At 58.4% G+C, this 14,063-nt stretch carries 13 protein-coding genes and 1 pseudogene; 11 read left to right on the top strand and 3 right to left on the bottom strand.

Features of this window, described 5'->3' with window-relative positions:
* A partial coding sequence (locus tag B3187_RS00075) for an aconitase family protein (protein ID WP_286804104.1) occupies positions 1–647 on the bottom strand: 647 nt, incomplete at its 3' end.
* Between the two features lie 220 nt (positions 648–867).
* Here B3187_RS00075 and B3187_RS00070 point away from each other — a divergent pair.
* Positions 868–1,575: a glutathione binding-like protein gene (locus B3187_RS00070; RefSeq protein WP_123637008.1), complete on the top strand. Its 708-nt coding sequence runs from the start codon at positions 868–870 to the stop codon at positions 1,573–1,575.
* A 6-nt stretch (positions 1,576–1,581) separates the two neighbouring features.
* Here the strand turns inward: B3187_RS00070 and B3187_RS00065 are convergent, their stop codons facing one another.
* Positions 1,582–2,346: a DUF481 domain-containing protein gene (locus B3187_RS00065; protein WP_123637007.1), complete on the bottom strand. Its 765-nt coding sequence runs from the start codon at positions 2,344–2,346 to the stop codon at positions 1,582–1,584.
* Positions 2,347–2,476: 130 nt separating this feature from the next.
* On the opposite strand from B3187_RS00065, the gene dusA reads away from it, so the two are divergent.
* The 3 genes from dusA (at position 2,477) to B3187_RS00050 (ending at position 5,215) form a co-directional block, all read left to right on the top strand.
* Positions 2,477–3,493, top strand: coding sequence for a tRNA dihydrouridine(20/20a) synthase DusA (gene dusA / locus B3187_RS00060; protein WP_123637006.1), 1,017 nt, complete (start codon positions 2,477–2,479; stop codon positions 3,491–3,493).
* A gap of 311 nt (positions 3,494–3,804) precedes the next feature.
* On the top strand, positions 3,805–4,761 hold the full coding sequence (tal, locus tag B3187_RS00055; protein WP_024459728.1) for a transaldolase: 957 nt from the start codon (positions 3,805–3,807) through the stop codon (positions 4,759–4,761).
* On the top strand, positions 4,754–5,215 hold the full coding sequence (locus B3187_RS00050) for a TerB family tellurite resistance protein (protein WP_123637005.1): 462 nt from the start codon (positions 4,754–4,756) through the stop codon (positions 5,213–5,215). The genes tal and B3187_RS00050 overlap by 8 nt, the downstream gene beginning before the upstream one ends.
* 129 nt (positions 5,216–5,344) lie before the next feature.
* On the opposite strand, the gene B3187_RS00045 is transcribed toward B3187_RS00050, so the two are convergent.
* The gene (locus B3187_RS00045; protein ID WP_202960771.1) at positions 5,345–5,839 is read right to left on the bottom strand and encodes a MarR family winged helix-turn-helix transcriptional regulator; all 495 of its coding nucleotides are present in this window, start codon (positions 5,837–5,839) and stop codon (positions 5,345–5,347) included.
* 257 nt (positions 5,840–6,096) lie between these two features.
* Between B3187_RS00045 and ectA the strand changes: the two genes are divergently transcribed.
* From ectA to cysB, 7 genes and pseudogenes are all read left to right on the top strand, one after another.
* Complete coding sequence (ectA, locus tag B3187_RS00040; RefSeq protein ID WP_024460119.1) at positions 6,097–6,609, top strand: diaminobutyrate acetyltransferase; 513 nt, start codon at positions 6,097–6,099, stop codon at positions 6,607–6,609.
* Between the two features lie 142 nt (positions 6,610–6,751).
* Complete coding sequence (locus B3187_RS00035) at positions 6,752–8,188, top strand: aspartate kinase (RefSeq protein ID WP_024460120.1); 1,437 nt, start codon at positions 6,752–6,754, stop codon at positions 8,186–8,188.
* The gene (locus tag B3187_RS00030; RefSeq protein ID WP_123637336.1) at positions 8,176–9,069 is read left to right on the top strand and encodes a tetratricopeptide repeat protein; all 894 of its coding nucleotides are present in this window, start codon (positions 8,176–8,178) and stop codon (positions 9,067–9,069) included. Before B3187_RS00035 ends, B3187_RS00030 begins: the two co-directional genes overlap by 13 nt.
* Positions 9,070–9,307: 238 nt before the next feature.
* Positions 9,308–10,915, top strand: a complete 1,608-nt coding sequence (locus B3187_RS00025; protein ID WP_286804103.1) for a BCCT family transporter — start codon at positions 9,308–9,310, stop codon at positions 10,913–10,915.
* A complete protein-coding gene (locus tag B3187_RS00020) occupies positions 10,912–11,892 on the top strand; it encodes a quinone oxidoreductase family protein (protein WP_123637338.1) in 981 nt (326 codons plus the stop codon). Before B3187_RS00025 ends, B3187_RS00020 begins: the two co-directional genes overlap by 4 nt.
* Positions 11,893–12,068: 176 nt before the next feature.
* Positions 12,069–12,977, top strand: coding sequence for a 5'-nucleotidase (locus B3187_RS00015; RefSeq protein ID WP_024460124.1), 909 nt, complete (start codon positions 12,069–12,071; stop codon positions 12,975–12,977).
* Between the two features lie 256 nt (positions 12,978–13,233).
* Positions 13,234–14,063, top strand: a pseudogene (gene cysB, locus B3187_RS00010) (HTH-type transcriptional regulator CysB); the annotation flags it as partial.

Here is a 14,063-nt window from a genome sequence, read left to right as displayed (position 1 = left end):
TTGATCATGGTGGTGTGGGAGTCAGTGCCCACGAGGGAGTCCGGATAGGCTTCCAGCTGACCATCGCGCTCGCGGGTGAACACACCGCGGGCCAGATACTCCAGGTTGACTTGGTGGACAATACCGGTGCCCGGCGGCACCACTTTGAAGTTGTCGAAGGCCTTCTGGCCCCAGCGCAGGAACTGATAGCGCTCGCGGTTGCGCTCCACCTCCAGCGCGGTGTTTTTCTTGAACGAGTCTTCACCACCGAAGAAATCCACCATCACCGAGTGGTCGATCACCAGCTCGACCGGCGACAGGGGATTGATCTGCTCGGGCTTGCCACCCAGGCTTTTGACCGCATCGCGCATGGCGGCCAGGTCCACAATGGCCGGCACCCCGGTAAAGTCCTGCAGCACCACCCGGGCCGGTACGAAGGCGATCTCCTGCGAGGGCTGGGCTTTAGGATCCCACTGGGCAAGCGCTTCGATATCCGCCTCGCTGACCAGCCCCGAGTCGGAGTGGCGCAACAGGTTTTCGAGCAGGATCTTGAGGGAATAGGGAAGCTTGTCGACCGGGAAGCGTTTTTCGACTTCCGTGAAGGGATAATAACGATAGTCTTTGCCGCCCACCTTCAGGGTGTCGACGGACCGATAGGAATCTGCCATAACTGCCTCACGGTTTACTGAAAAATGAATCCATCACTGCTTTAGAGATTAGGCCATCGCGGCCCGGGGCGCCAGCGGGCACCGGGGTTTCCATTCGCACGAGTGGGGCAAATGTGCTTTCTTAAATTCATATGGGGCCTTATGCTGTTAATCCAAGCCCTCTTTGCACAGGTTTACACCCACCAGGCTGCCCAGAGCGCGTGACACAGGAGATTCCGACATGTCCCAGCCGCCCATTTTCCGTCGCTGGCCACCGCGGGAGCCGGAGTTGATCCAGCTCTACTCCATGAACACGCCGAACGGGATCAAGGTGGCCCAGGCGCTGGAGGAGATGCACCTGCCCTACGAGCCCCACACAGTGAACATTCTGGAGGGGGATCAGCACACGCCGGAGTTCCTGTGGATCAACCCAAACGGCAAGATTCCCGCGCTGTATGACCCGGACGGCCCGGATGGGCGCCCGATCAGCCTGATGGAGTCCGCCGCGATACTGGTGTATCTGGCCGAGAAAACCGGCACCTTTATGCCCCTGGACCCGGATGGTAAAAGCGCCTGCCTGCAATGGCTGTTTTTCCAGATGGGCCACATTGGCCCCATGTTTGGCCAGTTTGGGCACTTTTTCGTCTATGCCCGGGACAAATGCGATCACCCCTACCCGGTGCAGCGTTACAGCAATGAAACACGACGCCTGCTGGGCGTGCTGGAGCATCACCTGGATAACCGGAATTACCTGCTGGGGGAGAGTTTCAGTATTGCCGATATGGCCATTGCGCCCTGGGTGGACTGCCTGGACACCTTCTATCAGGCGGGAAAGCATCTGAAACTGAAGGAGTTCCCGGCGGTACACCGCTGGCTGGAACGCTGCACCGAGCGCCCCAGCTATGGCATTGCCCGCCGGGTGTGCGACCCCGAGGATCGGGATCGCTGAGACGAATCAGAACTTGTACACGAGGGTAACGTAGGTGGTGGTGTCCGTCTTTTCCTTACCCTCGGTCACGTCGGAGTCCGACTGAACCGTAAAACCGACCTTCATCTGCATGGAGCCGTTGATTCGGGCACTCAGCGAGGTATCAGAGGTAGTACGAGTGTTGTCCTGACCGGATTCAACCGCCAGAGTCTGACGGAAGTCGGCGCTTTCGGTGACCTGCCAGTCGTATTGAGCCGCCGCACGGATAATGGCGCCTTCTTCGTCGACGGTGGTGCCGTCATCCAGTTCCTGCTCGGCCCAGAAATAACCCGGACCGATTTCCACGTCGAGTTGCATGGTGTCCGTTTCAAACAGGCGATCACCATAACCGACGGCGAGCGTGCTGTACTTGGTGTAGGCACCGAACTTGTCGTCGGTGTGAGAACCGAAGATGAACAGATTCGCGTTGTCTTTATCCAGCTTGTAGGCACTCTTCACCGAGCCGGAAATTTTCTCGGCGGTTTTCTCGGTTTCCTTGGTCCCATCCGCCTGGGTGATTTCATCTTCCTTGAACAGCGCGCTGATCACGTACTGGTTTTTCCACATTTCCAGGTCCTGGGTGGCGTCCATTTTGCCCTGAAATGTGGTGGTCTCAGTATTACCGGAAGTCACAATCATGCCCAGCTCGGCGGTCGCCTTCCACACCTTCGCTGCTTTTTCATCCTGGGCCAGAGTCGGCGCCGCGTTCAATGCCGCCAGACCGGCCGCCAGTGCTGTGAGTCGAAACTTCATAAAAGCTCATCCCTTACTGTTCAGAAAAAACGCCTAGTTTACACAACTCACCCGGGGTTTTCCCGCCGGGTCGATTTTTCGTCGTCGGTAAAAGAGTGATATAATTCACTTTTTTACTCCCCGGGAACTCATGACTCAGAACCACCGGCCTAACGCGACACCAGCCCCGGTCAGCCGGCGCTTCTGCGCCGCCCCGATGATGGATTGGTCAGACAGGCACTGTCGGACGTTCTGGCGGCTGCTCAGCCGTGAAACCCTCCTCTACACCGAAATGGTCACCACCGGCGCGCTGATTCACGGCGACCGGGCCCGGCACCTGGATTACAACGCCGTGGAACACCCCCTCGCCCTGCAACTGGGCGGCAGCAACCCGACGGAGCTGGCCGAGTGTGCCCGCATGGCGGAAGACTGGGGCTATGACGAGGTGAACCTCAACTGCGGCTGCCCGAGCGACCGGGTACAGAACAACAAAATCGGCGCCTGCCTGATGACCGAACCGACGCTGGTGGCCGAATGCATCGACGCCATGCAACAGGCCGTATCCATCCCGGTGACCGTCAAGCACCGTATCGGGGTGGACGATATGGACGCCTATGAGGGGCTGTCACAGTTTGTGGGCACCATTGCCGAGACGGGCTGCCGCACCTTCATCGTGCACGCCCGCAAGGCCTGGCTGAAAGGCCTGAGTCCCAAAGAAAATCGTACCGTTCCGCCGCTGGATTACGACCGGGTGCGGCAGCTCAAGCGGGAGTATCCGGACCTTGAAATCATCATCAACGGCGGCATCAATACCCTGGAGCAGGCGGAAACCCTGCTGGAAGACCTCGATGGGGTCATGATCGGTCGGGAGATTTACACCAATCCCTACCTTCTGGCGAGGGTCGATCAGCAGCTGTTTGGCGCCACCCGACCGGTCCCGACCCGCGCCGAGGTGCTGGACGCCTTCCGGGACTATATGGGAACTGAGCTGGCCCAAGGCGTGTCCCTGAAGTATATGACCCGACATATTTTGGGCCTGTACCAGGGCCAGCCCGGCGGCAGGCAATTTCGCCGCATCATCAGCGAGCGGGCGTTCAAGCCCGGTGCAGGACTGGAAGTACTCGATGCGGCCAGAGCCCGCGTCGAGCCTGATATAATGGCTGTGTAGATGCCATTTCATGCCGTACCGGTGAGTTGTGTTACGGCGGATCCGCTTCGCTTATCCGCCCTACGGGTAGCGCGGCAGCACGGCCGATGGCGTAGGGCGGATCGGTCCGACGCCTCGGAGCGAAGCGCATCCGCCGTAAAAAGAGCGCCAATCTGGAGAGCAAAAGCCAAAACTACAAGCGGGAAGCAATTTGTAATACAATAAGGACACAGATCGAACACAATCGGCCACAGACAGGCCCGGCACCCAAGATGGCCGGCCGCTGGCCGCCAACCATTCACTCAACACGTTAAATATAGGACGGGATAACAGTGACTACGAAACTCGAACAGCTGAAGAAAATGACCGATGTGGTCGCGGATACCGGTGACATCTCTGCCATCGAAAAATATCAGCCGCAAGATGCGACCACCAACCCCTCACTGCTGCTCAAGGCCGCCCAGATCCCCGAATACGCCGAGCTGGTGGATGCGTCCATTGCCGCAGGCAAGAAAGAGGGCGGCACCGAAGCTGAGCAGATCAGCTACGCCTGCGACCACCTGGCGGTGGCCGTGGGTTGTGAAGTACTGAAGCTGATTCCGGGTAAGATCTCCACCGAAGTGGACGCCCGCTTGTCGTTTGATACCAAAGCCAGTATCGAGAAAGCCCACCACCTGATCGACCTGTACGAGAAAAGCGGCGTGGACAAGTCCCGCGTTCTGATCAAACTGGCCTCCACCTGGGAAGGCATCCGTGCCGCCGAAGTTCTGCAGAAAGAAGGCATCAACTGTAACCTGACCCTGCTGTTCAACTTCGCCCAGGCCGCCGCCTGCGCGGAAGCCGGCGTTTACCTGATCTCCCCCTTCGTGGGCCGTATTCTGGACTGGTACAAGAAAGACACCGGCAAGAGCGAATACGCTTCAGAAGAAGATCCCGGCGTTCTGTCCGTGCGTCACATCTACAACTTCTACAAGCAGCACGGCTACAAGACCGTTGTGATGGGCGCGAGCTTCCGCAACATTGGCGAAATCGAAGCGCTGGCCGGCTGTGACCGTCTGACCATCAGCCCGCAGCTGCTGGAAGAGCTGAGCAACGACACTGGTACTCTGGAACGCAAACTGTCTCCGGAAAACACCGGCGAAAAGATTGCCAAGCCCAGCAACGACGAGTCCAGCTTCCGTTTCGCTCTGAACGAAGATCCCATGGCGACCGAAAAACTGGCCGAAGGCATTCGCAACTTTGCCGCCGACCAGGTCAAGCTGGAAGACCTGTTGAAGTCACGTGCTTAATAAAATTTCGCAGTTTATTGAAAAGCACCTTCAGCCGGAGGACAACGCGCCCGCGTTGTCTTCCGAGCAGAAGCAATTGGCGGTCGCCGCCCTTCTGATCGAAGTCGGCACCGCCGATCGCCTGCTCGATGACACCGAGCTGGCCACCCTCCGCAACATTCTGCACCGCAAGTACAACCTCGATCCCGCACAGTTGGATGAACTGAGCGAAATGGCCCGATCCGAACAGGACGACGCCACCTCGCTGCACCAGTTCACCTATCAGATCAATCAGACCTGTAGCGATGACGAGAAGTATGAGTTGGTCAAGGCGATGTGGGAAGTGGCCTATGCCGACGGTGAGCTGGATAAATACGAGGAGGCACTGATTCGCAAAGTGGCGGATTTAATTTATGTGTCGCATTCGATGTTTATCCATGCGCGGAATTCGGTGAGGGATGGAACCATTGATTAACGGTATCGCCACCCGTAGGTCGGATTAGCGCGCAGCGCGTAATCCGACAAGTGGTTGCCTCGCGCACCGGGGTGTCGGATTACGCGCTGCGCGCTAATCCGACCTACTGACTACTGAGATTCTGGGGAGCTATAGGGTAGGGATAGCGCGATCCAGAGCGCCCACGTCCAGGAAGGGCGAGGCATCAATGTCTTTGGCGTCCATCATTTCCGCCACGCGCTGCAGGGCGGCGATGATCATGCTCTGTTCCCATTCATCCAGTTCCCTAAACCGTTCCACAAAGTTGTCCTGCAGCGCCGTGGGCGCGGAGGCCAGGATTTTTCGGCCGTGGTCGGTCAAACGGGGGTAGACCTTGCGCTTGTCGGTTTCCGAGCGGATGCGTTCGATCAGCTCCCGCTTCTGCAGACGGTCCAGAATGGTGGTGACGGTGGCCTGGCTCAGGCTCATATCCCGGGCCAGCTCGCTGATGGTCATGTCGCCCTTGGCATGAACGATCTGCAGGAGCAATAACTGTGGCCCCGTGACGCTGGCGGTTTTCACCAGCTTCTTCGAATGCAGGTCGGTCGCCCGGATGACCCGACGCAGCGAAACCAATACCTCTTCGATCTTGTCCGAGGTGCTCATGGACTTGAGCGCCGTCATGTTGCGTTCGGCGCGGGAAGCCAGGCCCTGAGGCAGGTGGGATTCGTCTTTGGTCATGCGCGTGTCTCCGAAGGGCTGCATGGGTTCGGGTGGACTGATCATTTAGCTTAGTGTACTATAGATTTTTATTTAGTTCTCTAACTATTTCAATTCATTCGAATTGTCGGGGCAAACCTTGATTTTTTGCGGGTTTGGGATCATACCCCTATATTGTTGTTATAAACGGGAAGGAGCAGACCATGACCGACACACCCAGTGACAATCTGGATTTTCGCAAGCCCACCGCTGAGGTCGGCTACCTCCTGAATCAGCTGGTGGCTGCCAGCCCGCCCCTTGACCCCAATTCCATTTACTGCAATCTGCTCCAGTGCTCTCACTTCGCCGATACCGCCGTGGCCGTATTCGATGGCGAGCAACTGGTCGGTTTCGTGTCCGGTTACGTAGAACCCAACAAACCGGACACCCTGTTTGTCTGGCAGGTGGTGATTGCCGAGGCTGCGCGCGGTAAAGGTCTGGCCAAACGGATGCTCAAACATCTGCTGGGCCGTGAAGCCTGCGCGGAGGTGCGCTACATCGAAACCACGATCACTCCGGACAACGAGGCGTCCTGGGCGCTGTTCCGCAGCCTGGCCCGGGACCTGGATACTGAGCTGAACAGCGAAGTGTTTTTTGAGCGCAACACCCACTTCGGTGGCGAGCACGATGATGAACACCTGCTGGTCATCGGACCGTTCCAGACCAGTCGTCACTGATTGGTCGGACACGGTCCGATAGAAACTGACACCGGCCGACCTGTCGGCCATAAGGTGCCTCGAGATGAGTAGAGGTATCGAACAGGCGGGTTAGCGGGGCGGCACCCCGGTAATCGGCACAATGCTTCAGAATGGAGGACTTATGTCACACACAGTCGAAAAAATCGGCGGCACGTCAATGAGTGAGTACGATGCCGTACGCGACAATGTGGTTATGAAAAACGGGAAAGACGAGGACCTCTACCATCGGATTTTTGTGGTCTCCGCCTACGGCGGCCTGACCGACCTGCTGTTGGAGAACAAGAAAAACGGCCAGCCCGGCGTCTATGGCCTGTTTGCCAGCACCAATGACGATGACCCCTGGATGGAAGCCTTTGACAAGGTGCGCAAGCGCGTGCTGGAACTGAACAAGCAGTATTTTGGCGATACCGACCTTCGCAAAGAAGCCGATGCCTATATCAAGGAACGCCTGGACGATGCCGAACGCTGCCTGACCGATCTGCAGCGCCTGTGTCAGCACGGCCACTTTGAGCTGGACGCGCACCTGTTCACCGTGCGTGAAATGTTGGCCAGTATTGGCGAAGCCCACAGTGCCTGGAATATGGCCAAGTTGCTCCAGCGTGATGGCGTCAACGCCCGGTTTGTCGATCTCTCCGGCTGGAAAGCGGATGGTGCACTGGCGCTGGATGACATGATCAAACAGTCCTTTGCGGGCATCGATTTTGCCAAAGAGCTGCCCATTGTCACGGGCTACACTCACTGTAAAGAAGGCCTGATGGCCAGCTTTGACCGTGGCTACAGCGAGATGACGTTCAGCCGTATCGCGGTGCTGACCGGAGCCCACGAGGCGATCATTCATAAGGAGTTCCACCTGAGCAGTGCCGATCCGCGCCTTGTCGGCGCGGATAAAGTGGTGCCCATCGGTCGCACCAACTACGATGTGGCCGATCAGCTCGCGAATTTGGGGATGGAAGCCATTCACCCCCGCGCCGCCAAGGGCCTGCGCCAGAACGGCATCGCACTGCGGGTGAAAAACACCTTCGATCCGGATCACGACGGCACCCTGATCACCGGCGATTACGTCAGTGAAAAACCCTGTGCGGAAATCATTGCCGGTCGCAAAGGTGTGTACGCGATTGAGGTGTTCGACCAGGACATGATGGGCAATATCGAGAAGTATGATTCCGGTATTCTGCATCAGATTTCGCGCTTCAAGGCGCATGTGGTCAGCAAGGACATCAACGCCAACACCATTGTCCATTACGTTGCCGGTAACCTGAAAACCGTCAACCGTATTCGCAATATGCTGGAAGAGAAGTACCCGGATGCGGAAGTGGATGTGCGCAAGGTGGCGGTCGTGTCCGCCATTGGCAGTGATATGAAGGTGTCCGGTATGCTGGCCAAGTCGGCAACGGCACTGTCCAGCGCCAACATCAGTGTGCTGGCCATTCACCAGTCGATCCGTCAGGTGGATATGCAGTTTATCGTGGACGAGGACGACTACGATCAAGCCGTTAAGAGCCTGCACAAGGCCCTGGTGGAAGTCCACGACCATGGGGACGCCATATGCGCAGCCTGATCAGGCTGGCCGCGCTCTTTCTACTGTGTGCCTCGGTATCGGTGTTCGCCCAGAGCGACGCCGATGGCGAGGCACGTCAGCGTGTGGCCGAAGAAATCGAGAAGCTGGAAGAACCGATGTACAGCCCCTTCATTGAGCGCTATATGCTCGATGAGCTGAAGCAGTTGCGGATCGATCTGTCCAACCAGCGCGCCGAGCTGATTCAGCAGGTGGTGGACCGGGAGATCGAGTCCATTGACCGGGGCGTGACCTATGCAACCAACACGGTCACTTACTTTTTCTATCTGATCGCGGCGGTGAGTTCGATTCTGGTGTTGCTGGGCTGGAACTCCATTCGCGATATGAAAGAAAAAATGAGTAGCCTGGCGGACGAGGAAGTGGGCAAGCTGGTCAACGCCTATGAGGTGCGTCTGCGGGGTATCGAGAAACAGCTGACCCAGAAAACCCGGCATATTGATGCTAACCGCGAGGAGATTGAGCGCACCCAGGAAATTCATTCACTCTGGCTGCGCGCCAATCTTGAGCACACGCCGGCGAATAAAATCGCCATCTACGACCAGATTCTGGCCGTGAAGCCCGAGGATTGTGAGGCGCTGACCTACAAGGCGGATGTGGTGCTCGAGTTGGGCGAACCCCAGTGGGCAGTGAATCTGTGTCAGCAGGCGCTGTCGATCGATTCGGACAATGCCCATGCGTTCTATCAGCTCGCCTGTGCTCATACCGCATTGGGTCACTACGAAGACGGCGTGCACTTCCTGGGCGAAGCACTGAGCCGGGCGGAAAGTTATCGGGAATCCCTGATGCAGGACCCGGCGTTGTTCCCGTTGCACGACATGCCCGCATTCAAGGAATTGTTGGGGATTCGGGAAGAGGAGTCGTAGATTCTCGTTACGGCGGATGCGCTTCGCTTATCCGCCCTACGCGGGTTGATGAGCTATCCGTAGGGCGGATAAGGCCGAAGGCCGCATCCGCCATAACCAAGCCCCGATAAACACCATAAGCTTGCGTAGGGCGGATAAGCGAAGCGCATCCGCCGTTACCTAACCTTCCGCATCCACCGTCGCCATACATTAAAACGACACAACCAATAAACAATAGCAGGCCACCGAGGAGTTTCCGATGTTCGACAAACTCGCACAACGCCTGAACTTGAGTGCGATTCCGCAAATCTTCTTTATCTCCGTCGGCATTATCGTTCTGTTTGTCGGCTTCGCGATTCCCTTCAATGAACCCTTTGCCCGCTTTTTTGACATGCTGGGCGGTTTTACCTTCACCAACTTTGGTTGGTTCTACGTCCTCAGCGTCAGCGGGTTGCTGTTGTTTCTGATCTGGGTGGCCAGCAGTCGCTATGGCCGGATCCGATTGGGGCCGGACGGGGAGGGGCCCGAGTACGATACGTTGACCTGGTTCTGCATGTTATTCGCGGCCGGTATCGGTACCATTCTGATGTTCTGGGGCGTGGCTGAGCCGATGTCCCACTTCGCCAACCCGCCGCTTGAAGGTGTGGAAGGCGGCACCAAAGACGCCGCTCGCCTGGCGATGAATATCTCCCTTTACCATTACGGGCTGCATACCTGGACCATTTTCACACTGCCGGCTTTGGCGATCGGGTATTTCACCTATCGTCAGGGGTTACCCATGCGCATCAGCAGCGTGTTCTACTCGGTGCTGGGGGATCGCATCTACGGCCCGCTCGGCTGGGCCATTGATATTGTCGCGTTGCTCGGCACGCTGTTTGGGGTCGCGGTGTCGGTCGGGCTGGGGACGCTACAGCTCAATACCGGGATGAATTATCTGTTCGGCCTGCCCAAAGGGCAGGCCGCGGAAATGGCCATTGTGGCTGCCATTACCCTGGTGGCCTCCGTGTCCGTGGCCCTGGGGCTCGACCGGGGCATCAAGCGGTTGTCCGAGTTCAACATCGTCGTAGCCCTGATCATTCTGCTGTTCGTCGCGGTGGCGGGGCCGACCCTGTTTATTGTTTCCGGTACCGTTCAGAACATCGGTGCCTACCTGCACAATCTGCCCTGGCTGGCTTTCTGGACCGAAGCCTACAACGAGGGCAACTGGCAGCGGCAGTGGACGGTGTTCTATTTTGCCTGGACGATCTCCTGGGCACCCTACGTGGGCATTTTTATCGCCCGGATCTCCAAGGGCCGCACCATCCGCCAGTTTGTGGCGGGCGCACTGGGGGCGCCGTTGCTGTTTACCATTGTCTGGTTTTCCGTGTTCGGCATGGCCGCCATCGATCTGGATCTGAATCACGGCACGGACATCGCCGGGCAGGTGCAGGCGGATGTGTCCGTGGCGCTTTTCAGTTTCCTCGAGCAGTTTCCGATCGCCACCCTGATCTCGACCCTGGCGGTGATTGTGATTGTGGTATTTCTGACCACCTCCGCCGATTCGGCGGCACTGGTGGTGGACCTGCTGTCGCGCAAGGACAGCCAACCTTCGCGCACCGCTCAGCGGGTGTTCTGGACCCTGCTCCTGGGGTTGGTTGCCGCAACGCTGTTGCTGGGGGGCGGACTGCAGGCGCTCCAGAATGTGATTACTGCGCTGGGTTTCCCGTTCTGTGTGCTACTGGTGTTCATGGCTTACTCATTGACCCGCGCCCTGCATGCGGACTATCTGGGGTATTCTATGGAGGAGCTCGCCGAAGGTAAGGCACCGGCGATGGGACCCATGGGCTCTCTGCCCAGTGATCGCAAAGGTCGAGGAGATGACGAGTGACTGAACATCGTGCCTACCGGGTTCACCAGCCCGGTGATGAAAACGCCCTGAGTCTGGAGCACACGCCCGTGCCCGAACCGCGTGCGGGGCAGGTGAGGGTACGCCACAAGGCCATCGGCCTGAACTTTATCGACATATACCACCGCACGGGCCTGTATCCCCTGGACTTGCCGACGGGGCTGGGGCTGGAGGCCGCCGGGGTGATCGAGGCTCTGGGTCCGGACGTCCATGGCTGGAAGAAGGGCGATCGGGTGGCCTATTGCAGCGGCCCGCCCGGGGCCTATGCGGACTCCCACGTCGTCGCGGCGGATCGGCTATTGGCCTTGCCGGATGGCGTCGAGTATGAGGTTGCCGCCGCCACCTTGCTCAAGGGCCTGACCGCGGCCTATCTGTTACACCAGACCCATCCCGTTCAAGCCGGGGAAACCCTGCTGTGGCACGCCGCCGCTGGTGGTGTCGGGCTGCTGGCCTGTCAGTGGGCATCGCATATGGGGGCACGTGTTATTGGTACCGTCGGTTCTGATGCTAAAGCGAAGCTGGCGCTGGCGCGGGGTTGTGCGGAGGTAATTCGTTACCGTGAGGAATCTGTGGTGGATCGGGTTATGGCCCTGACAGACGGCAAGGGCGTGCCGGTGGTGTATGACTCGGTGGGCAAGGATACCTTTGATGTCTCTCTGGATTGCCTGGCCCGGCGCGGGCTGATGGTGAGCTTTGGCAACGCCTCCGGCGCCGTGCCGGAGTTCAGTCCCTTGCTGCTGGCTCAGAAAGGTTCTCTTTTTATCACCCGACCCACGCTGGGGCATTACGCAACCACGCGGGAGGAGTTGGAGACTCTGGCCGGGCTCTGGTTTGAGGCGGTGCTGTCCGGTGCGGTCACGGTGGATATCAATCAGACCTACCGCCTGGACGAGGTGCCTCGGGCGCATCGCGAGCTGGCAAACCGGCAGACCACCGGGGCCAGTGTTATTATTCCGTAAAGCGGATTGGGTTGCGGCGGATGCGCGCTGCATCTTTACGTTGGGTAACGGCGGATGCGCTTCGCTTATCCGCCCTACGGAAACCACGGCAGTCCGCGTAGGGGCCGAGCGCAGCGGTATGACCCGCATCCGCCGCAACCCAACTCGAACATCATCAACCATCAGGACCCCAACACATGCCCAAAGGCTTCGGCACCAAACTGGTTATCGCCATTTCGTCCCGCGCGCTGTTCGACCTGGATGAGAGTCACCAGGTGTTCATCAACGAAGGCCTGGAAGCTTATGCCAACTATCAGATCGAGCGAGAGGACGAACCTCTGAAACCGGGCGATGCCTTTCCCATGGTACAAAAGCTGCTCCACCTGAACGAAAGCCTCGAAGGCGACCCCCGGGTCGAAGTGATTCTGCTGTCCCGCAACAGCGCCGATACCGGTCTGCGGGTGTTCAACTCCATTGAGCATTACGGTCTCAATATCACCCGGGCTGCGTTCTGCAGTGGCAGCAGTCCGTACCGCTATATCTCCGCGTTCGGCTGCCACCTGTTCCTCTCCACCGATGGCGAAGACGTGCGTCAGGCGCTCAACCAGGGCGTGGCGGCCGCGACCCTGGTCGCCGCCAAGAACAAGTCCGAGCAAGAAGAGGAGCTGCGTTTTGCCTTTGACGGCGATGCGGTGCTGTTTTCCGATGAGGCGGAGCAGGTGTTCAAAAGCCAGGGCCTGAGTGCCTTCGCCGAGAGCGAGAAAGCCTCTGCTAAAACCCCCTTGAGTGGTGGACCGTTCAAGGCGTTCCTGTCCGCACTGCAGGGGTTACAGAGCGAGTTCACCGAGAGCCGCTGTCCGATCCGCACGGCCCTGGTGACGGCCCGTTCGGCGCCCGCCCACGAACGGGTCATCCGCACCCTGCGCGCCTGGAATGTGCGTATTGATGAGTCCCTGTTTCTTGGCGGACTGCCGAAAGGGGAGTTCCTCAAAGCCTACGGTGCTGATGTCTTCTTTGATGATCAGCAACAGCACATCGAGTCGGCCAGCGAACACGTTGCCAGTGGCCATGTCCCCCATGGCGTGGCCAATCAGGCCAAGGGTTGAGTGTCGGGTCGGCCGCACAATTGCAGGCGGCAGCGGGAGTCTATATAGTCTAAAGTTATAGCAGAGGGTTATTTTTTGATCAGAGGCTGGCAATTTGGCTTCTGAGGCTCTATTCTACAAAAGAATAATTACCGCAATTTTTATAACACCGTCCTTTTGTTAACACCGCGCTCTGGGTGCTCGAGTCGACGGGTGGGTTCAACGGTCTTTCGTGTCGGGGCGCACGGGACTGTCCGAAGGACGATCGGAGGACATTATGAAGCTGCAACAACTGCGTTATATCTGGGAAGTGGCGCACCACGACCTGAATGTGTCCGCGACCGCCCAGAGCCTGTACACCTCTCAGCCGGGTATCAGCAAGCAGATACGCCTGCTGGAAGACGAGCTGGGTGTGGAGATCTTCTCCCGCAGCGGCAAACACCTGACCCGCATTACCCCCGCCGGTGAGGCGATTCTGAAAACCGCCGGTGAGATTCTGCGCAAGGTCGACAGCATCAAGCAGGTGGCGCAGGAGTTCAGCAACGAGCGCAAGGGCAGTCTGTCCATTGCCACTACTCACACCCAGGCGCGCTATGCCTTGCCGCCGGTCATTCAGTCCTTCATTCAGCAGTATCCCGATGTGTCCCTGCACATGCATCAGGGAACACCCATGCAGATCTCCGAAATGGCCGCCGATGGCACGGTGGATTTTGCCATCGCCACCGAAGCCATGGAGCTGTTCAGTGATCTGGTGATGATGCCATGCTACCGCTGGAACCGCTGCATTGTGGTGCCGCGCGAGCATCCGCTGGCACAGGTTGAGCCGCTGACCCTAGAAGCGGTCGCCAAGTATCCCATCGTGACCTATGTGTTTGGATTCACCGGCCGCTCGAAGCTGGATGAAGCCTTTATGAACCGGGGGCTGGCACCGAAGGTGGTGTTCACCGCGGCGGATGCGGATGTGATCAAGACCTATGTTCGCCTCGGGCTGGGCATCGGTATTGTGGCCAAGATGGCGGTGGATGAGCGCCTGGATTCAGATCTGGTGGCGCTGGATGCGAGCCATCTGTTCGAGAGCAGTGTGACCAAGATCGGCTTCCGCCGCGG

It is taken from the genome of Marinimicrobium sp. UBA4209, from assembly GCF_002381585.1.
In the GTDB taxonomy this organism is placed as follows: domain Bacteria; phylum Pseudomonadota; class Gammaproteobacteria; order Pseudomonadales; family Cellvibrionaceae; genus Marinimicrobium; species Marinimicrobium koreense.
This window is presented reverse-complemented; position numbering and strand designations above follow the sequence as displayed.